General features: G+C 47.3%; 16 protein-coding genes. 3 read left to right on the top strand and 13 right to left on the bottom strand.

Going from position 1 to position 18,162, the window contains the following annotated elements; genetic code table 11:
• Window positions 1-8 precede the first annotated feature (8 nt).
• A complete protein-coding gene (locus AC3WTJ_RS06250; protein WP_492521102.1) occupies window positions 9-410 on the bottom strand; it encodes an NUDIX hydrolase in 402 nt (133 codons plus the stop codon).
• A gap of 106 nt (window positions 411-516) precedes the next feature.
• On the opposite strand from AC3WTJ_RS06250, the gene AC3WTJ_RS06255 reads away from it, so the two are divergent.
• Entirely contained in the window at window positions 517-954 is a 438-nt protein-coding gene (locus AC3WTJ_RS06255; protein ID WP_492521103.1) for a DUF6376 family protein, read from the top strand.
• A 62-nt stretch (window positions 955-1,016) separates the two neighbouring features.
• Here the strand turns inward: AC3WTJ_RS06255 and AC3WTJ_RS06260 are convergent, their stop codons facing one another.
• From AC3WTJ_RS06260 to AC3WTJ_RS06310, 11 genes are all read right to left on the bottom strand, one after another.
• Complete coding sequence (locus AC3WTJ_RS06260) at window positions 1,017-1,589, bottom strand: dihydrofolate reductase family protein (protein WP_492521104.1); 573 nt, start codon at window positions 1,587-1,589, stop codon at window positions 1,017-1,019.
• Between the two features lie 101 nt (window positions 1,590-1,690).
• Window positions 1,691-2,881 (bottom strand): oxalate decarboxylase family bicupin, encoded by a 1,191-nt coding sequence (locus AC3WTJ_RS06265; RefSeq protein ID WP_492521105.1) that lies wholly within the window; start codon window positions 2,879-2,881, stop codon window positions 1,691-1,693.
• A 180-nt stretch (window positions 2,882-3,061) separates the two neighbouring features.
• A complete protein-coding gene (locus AC3WTJ_RS06270; protein WP_407872537.1) occupies window positions 3,062-3,880 on the bottom strand; it encodes a class I SAM-dependent methyltransferase in 819 nt (272 codons plus the stop codon).
• Between the two features lie 126 nt (window positions 3,881-4,006).
• The gene (locus tag AC3WTJ_RS06275; RefSeq protein ID WP_492521106.1) at window positions 4,007-4,510 is read right to left on the bottom strand and encodes a hypothetical protein; all 504 of its coding nucleotides are present in this window, start codon (window positions 4,508-4,510) and stop codon (window positions 4,007-4,009) included.
• 98 nt (window positions 4,511-4,608) lie between these two features.
• The gene (locus AC3WTJ_RS06280; protein WP_492521107.1) at window positions 4,609-5,292 is read right to left on the bottom strand and encodes a DUF7002 family protein; all 684 of its coding nucleotides are present in this window, start codon (window positions 5,290-5,292) and stop codon (window positions 4,609-4,611) included.
• Between the two features lie 123 nt (window positions 5,293-5,415).
• Window positions 5,416-7,134 carry an assimilatory sulfite reductase (NADPH) hemoprotein subunit gene (gene cysI, locus AC3WTJ_RS06285; protein ID WP_492521108.1) on the bottom strand — a complete coding sequence of 573 codons (1,719 nt, stop codon included), beginning with the start codon at window positions 7,132-7,134 and terminating at the stop codon, window positions 5,416-5,418.
• A 35-nt stretch (window positions 7,135-7,169) separates the two neighbouring features.
• Entirely contained in the window at window positions 7,170-9,008 is a 1,839-nt protein-coding gene (locus AC3WTJ_RS06290; RefSeq protein ID WP_492521109.1) for an assimilatory sulfite reductase (NADPH) flavoprotein subunit, read from the bottom strand.
• 198 nt (window positions 9,009-9,206) lie between these two features.
• Entirely contained in the window at window positions 9,207-9,491 is a 285-nt protein-coding gene (locus AC3WTJ_RS06295) for a hypothetical protein (protein WP_492521110.1), read from the bottom strand.
• 34 nt (window positions 9,492-9,525) lie between these two features.
• Window positions 9,526-11,355 (bottom strand): cache domain-containing sensor histidine kinase, encoded by a 1,830-nt coding sequence (locus tag AC3WTJ_RS06300; protein ID WP_492521111.1) that lies wholly within the window; start codon window positions 11,353-11,355, stop codon window positions 9,526-9,528.
• A gap of 25 nt (window positions 11,356-11,380) precedes the next feature.
• Window positions 11,381-12,910, bottom strand: a complete 1,530-nt coding sequence (locus AC3WTJ_RS06305; RefSeq protein ID WP_492521112.1) for an extracellular solute-binding protein — start codon at window positions 12,908-12,910, stop codon at window positions 11,381-11,383.
• Window positions 12,911-12,933: 23 nt separating this feature from the next.
• Entirely contained in the window at window positions 12,934-14,085 is a 1,152-nt protein-coding gene (locus AC3WTJ_RS06310) for an SGNH/GDSL hydrolase family protein (protein WP_492521113.1), read from the bottom strand.
• A gap of 162 nt (window positions 14,086-14,247) precedes the next feature.
• Here AC3WTJ_RS06310 and AC3WTJ_RS06315 point away from each other — a divergent pair, with 162 nt between their 5' ends.
• Together AC3WTJ_RS06315 and AC3WTJ_RS06320 are read left to right on the top strand one after the other, a co-directional pair.
• The gene (locus AC3WTJ_RS06315; protein ID WP_492521652.1) at window positions 14,248-15,822 is read left to right on the top strand and encodes an FAD-dependent oxidoreductase; all 1,575 of its coding nucleotides are present in this window, start codon (window positions 14,248-14,250) and stop codon (window positions 15,820-15,822) included.
• Window positions 15,823-15,860: 38 nt separating this feature from the next.
• A complete protein-coding gene (locus AC3WTJ_RS06320; RefSeq protein ID WP_492521114.1) occupies window positions 15,861-16,919 on the top strand; it encodes a Gfo/Idh/MocA family protein in 1,059 nt (352 codons plus the stop codon).
• Window positions 16,920-17,284: 365 nt separating this feature from the next.
• Here AC3WTJ_RS06320 and AC3WTJ_RS06325 read toward each other — a convergent pair whose 3' ends face one another.
• Entirely contained in the window at window positions 17,285-18,124 is an 840-nt protein-coding gene (locus tag AC3WTJ_RS06325) for a Gfo/Idh/MocA family oxidoreductase (RefSeq protein WP_492521115.1), read from the bottom strand.
• Between the last annotated feature and the right edge of the window lie 38 nt (window positions 18,125-18,162).

Below are 18,162 nucleotides of genomic sequence, written 5' to 3' on the forward strand. Positions count from 1 at the left end.
CCAAAGCCTTACGGCAGCAGATTTTTTTCATGTAAGTGATCAAAAATAATTTGAACCACGCGTGAGGCTCGATCCCTGTCCTTATAAGACAACCATTCCAATTCATCGATTTCGGAAGTTGGACTGGGTTCGCCGTCGTATTCTGCCGTATAACAAGCCATTTTCACCACAATTCCCTCAGCTTTACCATCTGCTTGTGCTTCGAAATTCCCGAAATGCGCCACTGTCTCCGGCTTAATATTTACGGAAAGCTCCTCCTCAATTTCCCGGATCAACGTCTCGATATCCGTCTCTCCAGGGTCTCTTTTACCTCCAGGCAAGTAGTAGAGTTCTTTTCCTTTCGAGCGTGTCCCCAAAATTTGTCCGTCAACGATCCGTATCAACGCAATCTTATCAATAAATGTGGTCATATCATTTTCTCCTTATCATGAAACTCTATTTTCTATTGAAGCGTATTAAAACAATACCAAACCAAATCAGATTCTTCAAATTACACGAAAAAGGAAGTGATGATTAATGAGAAAATCCATGCTGCTTTTCGTCGTTCTTTCGTCCATGATGATAGGAGCGTGTTCGTTCCTGGACGGAGCCAATCAATCATTGGATTATGTGAATCAAGCAACGGCGCACATTAACAAGCTGAGTACTTTCGCTGAACAAGCCCCACAGCTAATCAAAGACGCCGCTACGAATCCTGAAACAAAGATGAAGCTTGAAGAACAGTTACTCGCCTTAAAAACGGAAATTGAACAATTCAACTTGAAAAGTGTACCTGCTTTCGCAAAAGATATTCACGGGCAATTAGTTGAGAAAAATAAAGTTTTGTTAGATGAAATTAATCAAGTGGTAGTAAATGGACACCTGGCGCTCGACAAACTGCAAACCTCTCAAATCCTTGCAACAATTACGGACATCACGGGGTTAATCAATCGGATTTCTAATCTAGGCAGCTAACAAAAAAGAGTTAAGCGATTTATTCTCGCTTAGCTCCTTTTAACTTTTTATAATCGAATGTATTACTCCTTCTTAGCTTCGTAATGAAGCACCAGCACACCTGAAGGAAGTACTTTGGATGATAGGAGATTCAACCGTTTGGTCGCCTTATCCTCTTGAAATAAGCGCGTTCCGGTCCCTAGCACAATGGGACTAACCGTTAATCGATACTCATCGATTAAATCCAAATCCATAAACGTGTGCGCGATGCTCGGGCTGCCGAAGATGACAAGGTCTTTTCCCGGTTGCTGCTTGAGCTTTCCGATTTCCTCTGCAATATTCTCGTTAATGAGCGTTGTGCGGTTCCACTGAACTTCCTTTAGGCTTCTGGAAATCACAACTTTCTCTATGTCCTCGATCCAATTCGCATGATCGATATCATGTTGTGTACTTTCAGGATCTTTCAGAACAGTAGGCCAATAGCTCTCCATCATCTGATACGTTACGCGGCCATAGATGGGAGACCCCACTGTCTTTACGATTTCATCCGCAGCGTCCATCAAATCTTGGTCATAGGAGATCCAATTCAATTCTCCATTCGGTCCAGCTACAAAACCATCCAGCGATACGTGCACAAATAATACAACTTTTCTCATTGTCATTCTCCTCTAGTTTGATAGTCTCACTTCATTTTAGTGGATTCAAACTATAGGACACAACCTCTCATGAATTTCTATCACAATTTCAAAAAATATTTTTATCGCGGATAGTAAGAAAATCCCGGATAGTTGACGACCGGCCATTTTTCTTTGCGCAGCGCATGGGTAACCTCAGGTCCTACATGCAAATTACCGTTCACAAGGTTTTGCGGCGAAAGTGCCATCATCTGGTTTAGTGAGACATCCTCAAACAGGTTGCTTTTAAACAATTCAAGAAACCATAGGGATTCGGTTCCTGTATTTTGAATATAATGCCCCGAAGCGAATGGCACATAACCGACGTCACCTGCCCGGTAGTCAAACGTCCTGGCGTTGCCATTGCCAAGAACCACCGTCATGCGTCCCTGACCTGCGAGGTAGTACTGCCACTCATCGGCATTTGGATGCCAATGCAGTTCACGCATAGCACCTGGTTCTACTTCGACGAGGGCCGCCGCGATTTTTTGTGAAATCGGAAAATTTCTTGAGTCTACAATTCGTACGCTTCCGCCGGGAGTTTTGATCGGTGTTTGAGCCAACAGTTGATATTTGAAACTTAAGGGGACTGTGCCGTAAGGAGATTGCACGTTCTCGCTTTCGAGCGGACCGGGAACGTTGTCTTGATAAATGTAGACCTGCTTCGTCGGAATATTGTCAAATGAACTTATGGGAACACCGAAATTCGCAGACAATACCTCTTTGGGCGTATGAGCAAACCAATCGGAAATCGACAACGTATTAAGGTCTGAGAAGTTGCCGTCATCGAAAACAAGCAGGAATTCGCAATGCTCCAATCCTTGAATCGAATGTGGAAGCCCTGGCGGAAAATACCAAAGATCACCTGGACCGACATCGGCAATAAAATTCCGCCCGTTTTGATCCATTGCCGTTATACGCGCACGTCCGAGCAGCATATAGGACCACTCCGCTTGTTGGTGCCAATGAAGCTCTCGGACACCGCCAGGTGTTAGACTCATATTCACACCGGCCAACGTCGTCGCGATCGGTAATTCTCTCGCTGTAATTTTCCGCGACCACCCGCCGTGATTCAACGTCATAGGAGTGTCAGAAAATGAAAACTTCAAATTAGGCACCAATCCGGCATCGGTGATAGGCGGTACCAGCATATTGGGGTTTTCCTTATCCCGCATGATATCCCTTGGACCCGTGTCGATCCCACCGGCGCCGTCATAACGGATGGGCTGCGGTACTATGCCGTTCATGCCTTGATTCCGTTTGATAGAATCCATGATACACTCCTTTCTTCCGTACCGATTTTGATATCTCATTCTAAAAAATATATGTATCGTGCTGGCTGTACATGCACCTATCTCGATCAATAAGAGTCCTCTTAAGTTGCTATTTGCTGGCAACAGCTCGAAAAAAAAAGGCTATGATGAACTTCTTCATCATAGCCGACCCTTTGAAACCTAAACCACACCCATACGCAACCGGTATCCGAACATAATCTCCCGTTCCACGCCACCAAAAACCTCAGCTACCAGCTCGCGGAAAGCTGAGAACTCTGCGCGCAGTTCCTCTGCGCCCAGCTTCAGCGCCGTTTGCAAGCCACCCTGGCTGAATGCCAGATTCGCATAACGCTCAGCATCGCACGTTTCCCAGTTATGGAAAACGATCTCCCTCGCATATCGGAATAAGCCGGAGTCGCGAATCTGCTGCAAATGTCCCTCTTTGTCCCATTTGTGGGCTTGTTGTTCGCTCGGAGCCAGTTCTAACGCTCTAGCATCGCCTAAAGCGAGAAGCCGCTTGTACTGTTCCTCAATCCTCCAGTCAACCGCCGGCGGCCAATCACAGTCGTAAGCGGCGAAAATCCCGCCGGGGCGGAGTACGCGAGCGAACTCCCGCAGTGTGCTTTGCGGCTCCATCCAATGGAAAGACTGCGAGCAAGTGATAACGTCAGCGGACGCAGAAGGCAGTTCCAGCTCATGCGAAAGCCTTTTGACAAACTGCATATTCTCAGGTTTATGTATCGCTTCCCACTTACTAACGGCAACAGCGCGCATATCGTCACTCGGCTCAACGCCAATGATTTGATCCGCTTCATCAAGCCATATAAACGTTGAAAGACCCGTGCCGCAGCCTACGTCAACAACGGTTTGCGGTTTATGCTGCAAGTACGTTGTTATCAGCTTAACGACCTCCTGCGGAGCCGTGGGACGATTCTGATCGTACAACGCGCCGAATCCGGCAAAACGCTGTACATTACTCGTGCGTACGTTCTCTATCATGGGCACAATCACTCCTTTATTCATCTACATCCCTAATTATACCTCATCCCACATTAACAAAAGATGAAATTGTTTTAAAGATAAACGAAAGAGCTGCCGCAGCAGCCCCTGAAGAAGCATGGTATGTTAATGCGTGACCATTTTTTTAAACAATTCATCGACCTTCTCCTGCATACTGCGAACCGTTGTTTTCTTATATTGCATTCCTAGCCGAAGCACCTTCAATTGCTGCCTGCGCGAAAGTTTACGAAACCGCGGTTCACGTTTCAGAAATGTACGGATGATCGACCAGCTGCTGACCGTTACCCGATCCGATTTGATGGCTGGAAGATCGTAAGGCAGCGGCCGCTTGCGAAAACGATCCATAAATTTCCCAACACTCGCGGATAGTTTGCTTTCATCAACTAGGCACACCGCTGATTGTTTATGCGTATGTTTTTTGAGGAAATTCAAATGCTGATGTCCGTCTACAACGACGTATCCTTTGTCTCTCTTGCTTTTTTGCACAACCAATAAATGCATTAGATCTTGCGCTACTTTTTTTAATTCTTTTTTCCGCTGTGAGGTTTTGGTTGTGGTACTTTCCGGTTTAATTTTACTCAGCGATATATATTGCACGGTATATCTCACCTGTACCCCTCCTCGTCAGGCCACTGTTTCATGTCATGAATTCCTTGATGTAACAGTGTATGTGGGATAGTGTCAGGTAGATGCTTGTTTGCTCGAAATTAGTCGGTTAACAACGACCAGGGACGCGCCAAATCACTCCAACCAGCAGGAATTTCTCCCCCATTGCTGACATAAACCGCTGATAGAAGCTCAGTCACACCATTCATCTGGCTATCGATTAATATCTCTTTGATCTGCGAAGGGGTACTTGGCACTAAGTCATTTTTGACAAGGCCAAACTGGTCCAATGGCAGAAACATAGCCAAGCTTTTCTTATAAGAACAATGATTGGGGAAACGAGGCGAACTGCCAGAGTCATATTTCGAAAGCGTAATTTCAACGCCGTGTTTCATCAACAAAGATGACGCATCAAATTCGAGAACGGCAAAAGCTTCCTCCGGCTCTCTTCTGGCATACGTTGCCATCATTTTTTGACAATCTTTCAGGGTTGGCCATAAAAAAACATGCCGGTCCAAAAACGCCCGAAACTCCTCTTGTGTCGTAGAGGCATCAATCATGCTATCAGCGATTCTCAAATGAGAATTGATCGTAACCTGTTGATCTTGATAGCTCAAATGCCTTGGCGCTAACCGACGCGGGCCATCCTGTGAAGGATCGATTTGATAACTTGAAAACAGGGTGTCAAAATGCGCAATTGCCGCTAAATTTGTGGCGCGCGTAAAATGGTATAGCTTTTTTCTGTTTGGTGTTTTAGTGATCGCTGAGATGTTGGTGTCATTCATCATTTTGCTCCTTATACGTCAAACCTCGCCATATTTTACCACAAGATCCACATGAACATTCAAAAAGGGACCATCCATTCAGATCTATGACAGATCTTCAGGACAGCCCCACAAGATGAAATATTATGCGTGAAAATCTTGGCCGGAACGAACTTCTTTCACATAACCCGCACGAATAACGAAGTCACCGAAGTGCTCGCCATCCCAACGCTCTTTGGCATATTGATTAAAAATCGGACCAAGCGATTGTAAAATCTCAGCTTCGCCAATATTTTCTTTGTAAAGCTTATTCAGTCGGTTACCCGAGTGGCCGCCACCCAAATACATGTTGTATTTGCCAGGTGCTTTCCCGATAAACGCAAGCTCAGCCAGCATCGGACGTGCGCAGCCGTTCGGGCAGCCTGTCATACGAATCGTAATTTCTTTCTCGCTAAGACCTGCTTCTTCTAGCAGCGGATCGATTTTATCCATCAACTCCGGTAAATAACGCTCAGCTTCCGCCATCGCCATGCCGCATGTTGGAAGTGCGACACAAGCCATGGAGCTTCTGCGCAGTGCAGAGTAATGGAGACCATCTGTCAACCCGTATTCCTTGATTAATTCCTCGATTTTTTTCTTCTTCTGAGCGCTAACATTCCCGATAATCAGGTTCTGGTTCGCCGTAAGTCGGAAATCGCCGGAATGTACTTTGGCAATTTCACGAAGTCCAGTTAACAACTGATAGCTGCCTTCATCTTTGACGCGTCCATTTTGGATAAATAGGGTGAAATGCCATTTGCCATTGCTTCCTTTTACCCAGCCATAACGATCTCCGTTATCGTCAAACTGATACGGACGCGGAGCTTCCAGTTTCCAGCCCAAACGAGCAGTCAGTTCTTCCACGAACCATTCGATGCCGCGGTCATCAATTGTATATTTAAAACGTGCATGTTTACGCACGGAACGATCACCATAATCACGTTGAATCGTGACGGTTTTTTCTGCCAAATCCACAACTTGATCCGGTGTAACGAATCCAATCACTTGAGCAACCTGCGGGTACGTCAGCGTATCGCCATGCGTCATCCCCATGCCGCCGCCAACGGAAACGTTAAAGCCTTTCAGCTTCCCGTCTTCCACAATGGCAATGAAACCTAGATCTTGTGAGAATACGTCTACATCGTTAGATGGTGGAACGGCAATACCGATTTTGAACTTACGCGGCAAGTACACTTTTCCATAAATCGGTTCTTGCTCCGCGTCTTGGCTGTCGATGACTTTCTCTCCGTCCAACCAAATTTCGTGGTAGGCGCGAGTTTGTGGATCCAGGTGGTTACTAATGCGGCAAGCCCATTCGTAAACTTCACCATGCACATCCGAAAGGTAAGGATTAGGATTGCACATCACGTTACGGTTAACGTCACCGCAAGCTGCGAGCGTGCTGAGCAGCGAAGCATTGACTTCTTGGATCGTTTTCTTCATGTTCCATTTCAGAACCCCATGAAGTTGGAAAGATTGGCGAGTCGTTAGGCGAATGGTTCCATTCGCGTATTTCTGTGCTACACGGTCCATCATCAGCCATTGGTCCGCTGTTACGACACCACCGGCTGCACGTACGCGCAGCATGAATTGATAGGCCGGCTCCAGTTTTTGCTTTTGGCGCTCATTACGCAGATCTCTGTCATCCTGCATATAGCTGCCGTGAAACTTCATCAAGCGGTTATCATCTTCAGGAATTGAACCTGTGATTGTATCTAGAAGCGTATCAGCGAGGCTCCCCCGCAAATAATTCGTTCTAAGTTTAATGTGTTCAACGTCGCTATGCGGTGCGCTGTTCTTCGACAATAAATTGTTTTCTGACATATCGGCTCTCTCCTCTAGCAATCAACGGCTTCGTCTTAGTAGACGTCCCGCTGATAGCGTTTCTGCTGTTGCATCCGGGACAAGTATTCAGCCGCTTCTTCCGAGCTGAAACCGCCCTCTTGTTCAATAATTTTTGCCAATGTTTCATGAACATCATGAGCCATGCGTTTTTCGTCCCCGCAGACATACACGCTAGCCCCTTCTTGCAGCCATTGATACAATTCTTTGCTTTTCTCGAGCATGCGATGCTGAACATACACTTTTTGATCCGTATCACGCGAGAAAGCGACGTCCATGCGCGTTAGAACGCCATCTTTCAACCAACGCTGCCATTCGATTTGATACAAGAAGTCTGTTGAGAAGTGCTGATCGCCGTAGAACAACCATGATTTGCCTTCCGCACCTGTTTCTTCGCGTTCGCCAAGGAATGCACGGAAAGGAGCGACCCCGGTTCCAGGTCCGATCATAATGATAGGTGTATCTGAACTTTCCGGCAATTTGAAATTCGGATTGTTCTGAATGTAAACCGACAGCGAATCGCCTGCTTTCACTCTTTCCGCCAATTGCACGGAGCACACGCCGTAACGTTCACGACCTCGCGCTTCATAGCGTACCGTACGAACCGTTACATGAACTTCATCCGGGAATGCTTTTGAGCTGCTGGCGATGGAATATAAGCGAGCAGGCATTTTGCGCAGAACCGCGATGAATTCAGCTGCTGCAAGCCCTTTTAGCGAATGATCCTGAACCAGATCAAGCAGATCTTTGCCGTGGATGTAGGATTTAAGCTCTTGCTCATTTCCTGCAGCTACAAGCCCGTTCAGGTCTGTATTTACCGTCAATTTCGCAACTTGCTCTACTAAAGGTTTTGTAAGAACTGTAATTTCAAAATTATGTGTTAAGGCTTCACGTACGGAACGTTTGTCGCCGTTTTTATTAATCGTAACAAGTTCTTCCGCATTCCAGCCCATAGCTTCAATTAATTCCTCGACAAGTTGAGGATGATTTTCCGGATAAATGCCTAAGCAATCGCCTGGCTCATATTGAAGGTTCGATCCCTCCAGGGAAATCTCCACATGTCGCGTTTCGCGGTCCGACCCGCGTCCATTCAGGTTCAGGTTCTCAAGGACTTCAGCCTGGAATGGATTCGTTCTGGAAAACTCAGATTCAGCTGCGCTCGTAGAGCTAACTGCTGCACCTGCTGCTGCCGCGGATGATGCACCTGAAGATGCGCTCAGTGAGCTTAATACGCTGCTCATCCATTCTGCTGCCGGTTCGTCGAAATCAACATCGCAATCTACGCGCGGAGCAAGCTGTTTCCCGCCAAGTTCACCCAAACGCTTGTCGAAATCTTTCCCCGTCTGACAGAAGAACTCATAGGATGTATCCCCGAGCGAAAGCACGGAATACTGTAATCCGTCTAATTGAGGAGCTCTTTTACTATGAAGGAAGTCGTGGAAGGAAATCGCATTATCCGGTGGAACCCCTTCGCCATGCGTGCTGACAACAACCAACAAAGTTTGCACCTTTTTCAAAGCATTCGGCTTGAAATCGGACATTGAAGAAAGCGTTACCTGAAATCCTTGCTCTTCAAGCTTTTTGCTAAACTTTTTGGACAAACCTTGCGCTTTCCCGGACTGTGATCCGAAAAGGACTGTTACTTCTTTCGAAATAGCCGCTACGCTTGGCGCTGCATTAACTGCTGGTACTGCTGCAGGTACTGCGACATTGCCAGCTGAAGCCGCCACACCATTCATGGCTGTGAAATAACCGCTTAACCAAACTCGTTGTGATTCTGTTAAAGTAGGCAGTAGACGATTAAGCAGTTCTACTTGTTCCTGGTTAAAAGGACTGTTTGTTACTTGAAGTTCCAACAAAATCCACCTCTCATATGCTGCAGTAATAAGAATTTCCCCAAATAATTTGTCGCATAAAATTTCACTCTCTTGAACCTATCACAGGTTTAGTGGAAGGTCAATTATAATGAATTTATAAGTTCTATCAGATTATCTGATATGCCAAATAAAAGAGCCTTAGCGGCATTCCCGCTAAGGCCTATGTAACTTCCCCAATCACAGCCGCATCAACGCCCGGCGTTCTGCTTGCGGCCTGCAATCGGAGCAAACCCCAACGACCCGACCCTCCTCATCCGAATAGAAAGCCAGCTTTTTTTGCTTCTTCCGGCAGAAGGAGCAAGGCTGCGTATTCGTATTCGTAGGAGTTTTCTTTTTGGACTGATACGACGACATTTGAATGACTTTCGAAGTTTCGACCTTGCCCTTTGCTTTTCGCGTCATTTTGACGACGCCATAAATCATCAGTGCGAGCACGGGAATTAGAACAATAACATAGAGCATAGCTCACCCTCCCTATTTCATATAAAAAACCTATTCAGCCCACTTGATCCTCCAATGTCGTTACACACTTATCAAGCGGAAGGCACAACGTCATTCGGGTACCACGACCGGTGCTGCTCTCGAAGCGAAAATAAGCATTATCGCCATAGTACATTTTCATACGGGCGACTACATTGCGCAGGCCGAACAGATCTTTCTCTTTTTTTCGATCGGTAGAAATGCCTTCAATTGCTTGTTTGGATGCTTCCTCCAGTTTACCACAAATGTAAGTTAGTCTTTCCTGATTTACACCTACCCCATTATCACTAACTTCCAACACGAGATTAGATCCCCGCAAATAGGAGGAAATGACGAGTTCTCCGCCTTCACTCTGTTTCTCAAGTCCGTGTATAACGGCGTTTTCCACTAACGGCTGCAAAAGGAGTTTCAAAACATGATAAGGCTTGCTTTCCTCCGCAATTTCGTACCTGACGGTAAAGTGATCCATAAACCGCAGCTGCTGGACTTTAATATAATATGTCAAATGAACGATTGTCTCTGCAACTGAAAAAGTCTCATTTCCTTTATTCAAGCTTAACCGGAAAAACTTCGACAGATTCAAGACCATTTCGCTGATTTCATCTGCCTCATAATTTTTGGCCGTCCAATAGATCGAGTCCAGCGTATTATATAGGAAATGCGGATTAATCTGCGACTGCAAAAATTTCAGTTCCATTTTGGACAGTAATAATTGCTTTTCATAATGGTCGCGAATCAACGACTTCTGATTTTCCGCCATTCGGTTGAAGGACTCAATCACGTACCCCAGTTCGTCAATACGTTTATCTTCCAATTGAATGGTAAAATTGCCGGTACGCAGCTGCTTCATCCCATAGGCCAGTTTCCGCAGAGGAGCTGAAATGCCGCGGTAAACGATCCAGGAAATAATAATCGCGAGCATCAAACTGACGACTACAATGCCATAAGTAAACACTTTTAATGAATCGGTATGGCTTCGAATCTCCCACAGTGGCTGCTCCATCATTATGGACCAACCGGACAGCTTTGACTTAACGCTAATCGTGACCATTTCTTGCCCGGTCTGAGGAGACTTGCGGATCGATCTCACTTCATCTTTTTTATCCCAAACTTGCGCATTGATGCTTGCACCCGTTCCGGTAATCAGATGGCCATTGCTTCCAAATAAGTAAATGTTCGCATTTTTGGAAGGCAAGAGCGGTTTGGCCTGCTCAATCAATGCGCTCTTTTTAATAGATATGATAAGTAAATTGGGATTAATCAACGTTCGATTATAAGGATCCATAGTCCGGATCAAATGAACGCTGTCCGCATCGAAATACGACTCCCCATCTTGGGGGGTATAAAAATACGTCCCGCCTCCCGCTTCCATAAGTCGCACATACCAATCCTGTTTCTCAGCACCTTCAGGCAGCTTACTGCCCCCCAATTTCGTAGAAATCACGGTACGCGACGGCATGTGGATAATCGTAATTTGATCAACCATGAGATTAACATTCGTCATACTCGTGATTTGGTCCATCACCTGAGCGAATTGAACAAACGATTGCTTCCTCGGCTCTTGGCCCACAGACTGCAGGGTTGCATTCATATTCATATCAAAAGCAATCAAGGAGGAAAGCTGCTCGATGTTTTGAAGCGAGAGGTCAATGTAGTCCGCCATCGTGTGCAAGGCCCCTTGGGTTCTCTCTCCCGTCTGCACTTCTACGATCATCTGTGATTTGGCAATAGCAAAAAGACTGAATCCGCAAAGCGGCAGCAGTATCAGTAAAAAATACCACGTTAATCTAACCTGAATGAACCCGGTTAACACTTTTCGCAATTTTGGCGCGATGTCTCTGGCCATGTTGGTTCCCTCCATGGGTACCGGATCATTGTCCCGGCTGCTTTCCGTTATCCCGCCACCATTCGTTCACTTCCCCGGTAATCTCATCTCCGCCGGATTCCTTCCATTTTTTCACAAAATCATCGAAATCCTCGATCGGACTCATGCCGGCGATGATGCGCGTGAAGGTTTCTTCCTGCAGCTTGGAAAGCTTCACTTGATGCTTGCCCATTGCAGGCGTAGGCGGTCCGCTAAAACGATTCTCCATGAGATTGGCCTCAATCTGCTTCAAGTTTTCATACAGCTTGAACGGCTCGCCCAGCGCTTTTAAACGATCTCGCGTTATGTCCGGTTCAACCGTATCTGCTAGAGCTCCATAAATCCCTCTATAGCCTTGCTTGATATGCTCATCGAATCGAATGGAAAGTTTACCGCCGACCTTCGTCCAAACCTCATTTTCAAACCCAAGCTTCAAATTCTGCTGACCTGGACCCGCGATGAAATCAAGAAACTTGACCACGGATTCTGCCTTCTGGCTCTTAAGAGGCACGACATTGTAGGATCGGACGTTGGACGTGCTGTATACCCCGTGTCTACCACTGCGCCCAATTGGAAAATCAAGTGGAATCCATTCCGCTTTCGGATCATTCTTCCGGTTTGCTGCAATAAGCGAACGAGTATCTGACCATGCCGCTGAATAGAGGCCGACTCTGCCAGATGCAACCTTTTCACCAAGCACATCGATTTTGTTCAAAGGAAATTCCGGGTCTAGTATATCCTGTTCATACAAACTATGCAGGTAGGCGAGCGCTTCTTTCATTTCAGGCAATACCCCTGAGTAAACTAACTTGCCGTCTCTTTCGTACCAAGCGTTCATTTGAACCCCAAAGGCCCCCAGGAATGGTGACGTTCTCCCTAATCGCTCCAAGATTGAAAGTCCGTACGTGTCCTTCTTACCGTTGCCGTCCGGGTCTTTCTCTGCAAAAGCTTTCATCACAGCCGTGTACTCCTGCAGGGTCCGCGGTGGACGAAGGCCGAGATTGTCCAGCCAATCTTTCCTGGCGTAAATCAGCTCCGTCCCTTTCACCTCATTCAGGCTGGGAATCGCATAAATTTTGCCGTCAACGGTTACGTTATCCCATGCTTCTTTAGGGATTTTCGCTTTCAGATTCGCGCCGTACTTATCGATATAGTCGTTCAAGGGTGTGAGCGCTTTTTGATTAACAAAATTAATAAACCAAGAAGGACTGCTTGTATTAAGCAAATCCGGCGGCTCCCCCGACGTCATCATAACGTTCAACTTCTCATCATACCCATTCAGCGGAGGCAATGTGACCCCCACTTGAACACCCGTATTTTTCTCGATGTAGGATAGGTACGGATTGTTATTTTCATCCATGCCTTCCGGGAAAATCACACCCAGACTGTTTACGACAATTCGGATGGCGGAAGTTGTATCCTTTTGACCAGCTTCCGTACCTTCCTTATTATCTGCTTGAACGCTGCAGCCAGAGGCGGTGAAACAAGTAACGAACGCGAGAGCAACGAGACTGTACGATTTCGATCTTAGTTTCATTCAACCACCCCTTCAAGCAACCGTTATCCTAAAATCTGTCTCAAAATAGGCGTCAACCCGTCAGCCATCCGAAGAAAGCCAAGATCAGTCGGATGAGAACCGTCTACTGTACATTCATGGGCGTGTTCTCCTAAAAGCAGTGAACCATCGCAGAAATAAATGTTTGTGTCATTTCTCTCTCGCCGCTCCTCTACGGCCTGTATGGAAATATGTTTGCGGTCCGCTCGATCCTTCGCCATCTGAACATCAAAATACTCTTTCGCATGCGTAATCCGGGATATCACCAAGATGGGTGTTAAGGGGTGCGTTTCTCGATAGATCGAAATGAAACTCGGTAGTGTTTCCTGCAGCAGCTCCGTGGATACACAGTTAGCCTCGTAGTCCAAAATCAGACAAGCCGGATCTTGGATTTCAGCCAAGAGATGGGCCAACTCAGGTTCGCCTTTCCCGTTTCCAGAAAACCCTAGATTGAGGAACTCCATATTGAAACGGCGCGATAAAATATTCGTATAAGACATCCCCGGGCGGGAGGCACAGCCGCCTTGGGTAATTGAGGTTCCATACACAATGATTTTATGATTATGGTCATAAGCCGGAGGCTCTGTGATTTGTGCTTCCGGGTCCAAACCGATTAGCACCTCATCTACCCCTTGGTACAATGGAAAATTCAGTGTAATAACCCGTTGTTCCCTGCTCATATCTGTGAATAATACGCTTTCATATTCCGTCAGTTGATGATTGTATGTTGTCGTTCCGTAATAGATTTGTTCGCCAGGACCGCCGATGTAGCAATCAAATCCGCATTGCCCGGTAGCCGGCATATGATACATATCCGCAGCCCCGGTCAGGCGTACCTTGACGGAAAGTGAAACTGCGTCTGTTGTAAATCGAATTTGGCCGCCGGTCGTGCAGTTGGCCAGCAAATCAACCGCTAGCGGCAGCTCCCAAGCTGGTTCTGCTGGAAGCCGGCGATACCGTCTCTCTTCTTCCAACCAGCCGAAGCCGGCTACTTGAAAAGGTTTCTCCATCGGAGAGTGCCATTGAAGACTATTGTCACTAGTCTCAATCTGCATATTCGCATCTAGTTGTACAGCGTTAACGGTTTTTTTATCGCTCATCCGGATCACGACCTCTTTTCGTTCACTAATAAGTACTTCTGTAAAAATTTTCGTCACATGGACGTTGAATCCTTTTTTTCTTTACTTCAAAGGTTATTAAAGTACCAAAAGAAGTCATAGTCCTCTGCTGTGGCTATTTTCCTGCTGTAATACAATGAGAATAGCCTGGCAATCACTGCGCAAACAGAAGATGAGGAGGGATCTTTGTTGACAAACAAGATCAATAAATCATACACCGCCGATATTGTCATTATCGGCGGCGGTACCGGCGGGTGCGCCGCTGCGCTTGCCGCAGCCAAATCCGGGAAATCGGTAATTTTAACCGAAGAGACCGATTGGATCGGGGGGCAATTGACAAGCCAAGCCGTCCCCCCCGATGAACATCGATGGATTGAGCAATTTGGCTGTACGCGTACATACCGCGAATTTCGCAATGAAGTGCGCGACTATTATCGACGCCATTTCCCGCTTACCGAAGAGGCACGATCCCGCATTCATCTGAACCCGGGTAACGGCGGCGTTTCCCGGCTGTGCCACGAGCCGCGAGCTGCGTTAGCCGTCCTGCAAGCGATGTTAGCTCCTTATGTTCACAGCGGCAAATTGCAGATCCTTTATCGTTATCAAATACAGGCGGTTTCTGTTGATGGGGATGACATTCAATCTGTAAGGATGAGACAATTGCAGACAAAGGAACTTGTTGAACTAACGGCTTCTTACTATCTAGATGCTACAGAATGTGGGGATGTTCTGCCGCTTGCCGGAGCGGAGTATGTGACTGGAGCGGAATCGTTCAGCCAAACGGGCGAGCCCCATGCCGTTAAGGGCGATACGCTTCCCCAGGATATGCAGGGCTTTACCTACTGTTTTGCCATGGACTATATCGAAGGCGAAAATCATACGATTGAGCGACCTGAACGATATGATTTTTGGCGTACGTACAAAGCCGATTTCTGGCCGGATCGTTTGCTCAGTTGGACCGGTGTCCGTCCGCATACGCTTGAAGCTGTCGACTACGAACTATTCGAGGGTACGGAGCGTTACTCGCTTTTCTACTATCGCCGAATCATCGACGCTGCTCAGTTTGAGGAAGGGACTTATCCCGGGAGCATCACGCTGGTAAACTGGCCGCAAAACGATTACTGGCTGGGCTCCGTCATTGATGTGAACGAAAGCGAACGGCAGCTCCACCTGTGGGATGCCAAGCAGCTCAGTCTCTCCCTTCTCTACTGGCTGCAAACGGAGGCTCCGCGGCCAGACGGCGGAACAGGCTATCCGGGGCTGCGGCTGCGCAAAGACGTGGTCGGCACGGACGACGGGCTAGCCATGTATCCCTATATACGGGAATCCCGCCGAATTAAAGCCGAGTTTACCGTGCTGGAACAGCATGTGAGTACGGATTGCCGCGCAGATGGCAAAGCAGAGCAGTTCCATGACTCCGTCGGGATCGGCTGCTATCGCATCGACCTGCATCCAAGCACGGGCAATCGGCATTACATCGATATTTCATCCCTTCCGTTCCAGATTCCGCTGGGCAGCCTCATTCCTATTCGGATGAATAATCTGTTGCCCGCCTGCAAAAATCTTGGCGTTACCCATATCACGAACGGCTGCTACCGCCTCCATCCCGTCGAATGGAATATCGGGGAAGCCGCCGGTTTCTTGGCTAGCCGTTGTATCGATCGCAAGCTGAAGCCACGGGACATTCGAAACCAAGAATCCGAGCTTCGGGATTTTCAACGTATGTTGGTCAGCTTCGGAATTGAGCTGGAGTGGCCGACTATGCATGCTGTTTAGCCTTACCAAATACAATCAATGATGAGGTGCTTTTTACGATGAGCAAAATACAAGTTGCCGTAATCGGAGCCGGCTCCATTTCTGAAATGCATTTAAGATCCTATCAGGGCAATCCGGATGTTGAGCTATACGCGATCTGTGACTTGAATGAGGAGCGCGCAAAAGCGAAGGCTGAGAAATATGGCATTAACCGTGTGTTCACGGATTATAAAGAGCTTCTTGCAGACTCGGCGATTGATGCGGTAAGCATCTGCACGTGGAACAACAGCCATGCGCCTATTTCCATCGCTGCGCTTGAAGCAGGCAAACATGTGCTCACGGAGAAGCCGCTCTGCAAAACGGTGGAAGAAGCGTTGGCTGTTGAAAAAGCGGTTCATCGCTCCGGCAAAACGCTGCAGGTGGGTTTTGTCCGCAGATATGCTTCGAATACCGGTATCGTCAAAGCTTTTTTGGATCATGGCGAATTAGGTGAGATTTATTATGCCAAAGCTTCCTGTATACGCCGTCTGGGCAACCCGGGCGGTTGGTTCTCCGACGTGGAACGTTCAGGCGGCGGGCCGCTGATTGATGTCGGCGTCCACGTGATTGATCTTTGCTGGTATCTGATGGGACGGCCGAAGGTCAAATCCGTTTCCGGCAACACGTATAACAAGCTGGGCAATCGTGCCAACGTGAAGAACCTCGCTTTTTATAAAGCGGCCGATTACGACGCCACCCACAATACCGTGGAGGATATGGCTAATGCGTTGATTCGTTTTGAAAATGGAGCTTCCATTCTTGTCGATGTCAGCTTCACGCTTCACGCCAAGGAAGATGAGCTTACGGTTAAGCTTTACGGCGATAAAGGCGGCGCAGAATTGGAGCCTGAGCTGTCTATCGTGACTGAGAAATACGATACGATTTTAAACCTGACACCGCAGATCAATAATCTCTCCTTTGATTTTGTGGCCGGTTTTCAGCAAGAAATCAATTACTTCGTTGAAGTGTGCCAAGGTAAGAAGGAGACTCTTTCCCCTGTGCAGGACGGCGTTGAGATGATGAAAATCCTTTGCGGCATCTATGAATCCAGTAAATTAGGAAAAGAGATAAGCTTCTAGGCTAAGGAAAAAGTAATGAGAAGGTCAACCTCGAATTAGAGAGAGAATTGGATGAAATCCCATCCGGAGAGCTTGAATAAAGGTTGAATAAACGTGAAAAAGCATCCGTATCCTCCTGCCGGGAGATGGATGCTTTTTTGACGTGAAAACCCACTATGCGTTCATTAAGGGAACTGGAGGCCTCTATTTCGAGGAAAACGAGCTTTTTCCTCACGGAGGGGAACTATAGGGTCTTATCCTACCTCCGGGACACGTTTTTCCTGTAAAACCGGGGAAATAGCGAACCGTAGTTCCTCACACACGTGGAGAATATGCTTTTTCGCCGAAATTGCAGCCTGTAGTTCCCACTGGACGAGTCTTTTCGGTCACGACGGCAAATCCACCCACTGAAACGGCGCAGTCGCAGCCTTTTTACCAACTTCCAAAATAGCAGCAATCGCAATCGTTTCCTCCCGGGGAACGGCAGGAACCCCCGTGTCAAAAAAACGAACAAGATTCGCAATAAAGGCCCCGAAAAAATTGGAATCAATTTTCAGAAATTGCGACTCCCCCTGCGCGGAACGCAAGGCCATGCTGAACGGACAGTTAGGGCCATAATGGTTGATTGTGGCCTGGCGTCCATCTGCGAATCCAATAACAAGAGACGGTGCGTTCGGCGTGCCCGTCCACATCACGCGTTTCACATCCGTTCCCATGAGCGCAACGATTGGCTCAACCTGGTGAATCGCATACGTTTCAAAGCTCCCAGGACCCAAAGCGCAAATGGACTCGATTCCCTCCATCTTGAGCTCCGTATACTCCGCAGCAAACCGCAACGCGGAAGTTGAATACATCGGCGTCCCATGCTGCTCTGCGAGCTCAAACATCCGGACGGCGGCAGCCCGGTCCGGCGCAAAGGTTTTGTCGACGTAGGTCGGCTTGCCTGATCGAAGAGGAAGCTGCGACAGCTCCTCATGGAACTCAGCATGATCCGGCGACAAAACGATCAAATAATCACTTTGCTGGACAACGGATTCAATGGAATCGAGCAGCTGAATGCCTTTTTTCTCACACCAAGCTAAGTTGCTCAGTTTACCTTCGAGATTTGTCTTCCCGTAGGCATAAGTGACTTTCATTCTGCCTTCGGATGCGGTTTCTATCCACTCCGGATATTTCTCCGCATGCCATTCATCCAAATAATAATCAATAAATCCTATTTTCTTCATCCTCTGATCACTCCCTCCAGTAATAAAACCCCCGTGGA

The sequence above is a fragment of the Paenibacillus sp. FW101-FHT12H11 genome, from assembly GCF_058790355.1.

Coding starts and splice junctions, on each gene's coding strand:
- AC3WTJ_RS06250 (WP_492521102.1), bottom strand. CDS start 410: ATGACCACATTTATTGATAAGATTGCGTTGATACGGATCGTTGACGGA.
- AC3WTJ_RS06255 (WP_492521103.1), top strand. CDS start 517: ATGAGAAAATCCATGCTGCTTTTCGTCGTTCTTTCGTCCATGATGATA.
- AC3WTJ_RS06260 (WP_492521104.1), bottom strand. CDS start 1,589: ATGAGAAAAGTTGTATTATTTGTGCACGTATCGCTGGATGGTTTTGTA.
- AC3WTJ_RS06265 (WP_492521105.1), bottom strand. CDS start 2,881: ATGGATTCTATCAAACGGAATCAAGGCATGAACGGCATAGTACCGCAG.
- AC3WTJ_RS06270 (WP_407872537.1), bottom strand. CDS start 3,880: ATGATAGAGAACGTACGCACGAGTAATGTACAGCGTTTTGCCGGATTC.
- AC3WTJ_RS06280 (WP_492521107.1), bottom strand. CDS start 5,292: ATGAATGACACCAACATCTCAGCGATCACTAAAACACCAAACAGAAAA.
- cysI (WP_492521108.1), bottom strand. CDS start 7,134: ATGTCAGAAAACAATTTATTGTCGAAGAACAGCGCACCGCATAGCGAC.
- AC3WTJ_RS06295 (WP_492521110.1), bottom strand. CDS start 9,491: ATGCTCTATGTTATTGTTCTAATTCCCGTGCTCGCACTGATGATTTAT.
- AC3WTJ_RS06300 (WP_492521111.1), bottom strand. CDS start 11,355: ATGGCCAGAGACATCGCGCCAAAATTGCGAAAAGTGTTAACCGGGTTC.
- AC3WTJ_RS06305 (WP_492521112.1), bottom strand. CDS start 12,910: ATGAAACTAAGATCGAAATCGTACAGTCTCGTTGCTCTCGCGTTCGTT.
- AC3WTJ_RS06320 (WP_492521114.1), top strand. CDS start 15,861: ATGAGCAAAATACAAGTTGCCGTAATCGGAGCCGGCTCCATTTCTGAA.
- AC3WTJ_RS06325 (WP_492521115.1), bottom strand. CDS start 18,124: ATGAAGAAAATAGGATTTATTGATTATTATTTGGATGAATGGCATGCG.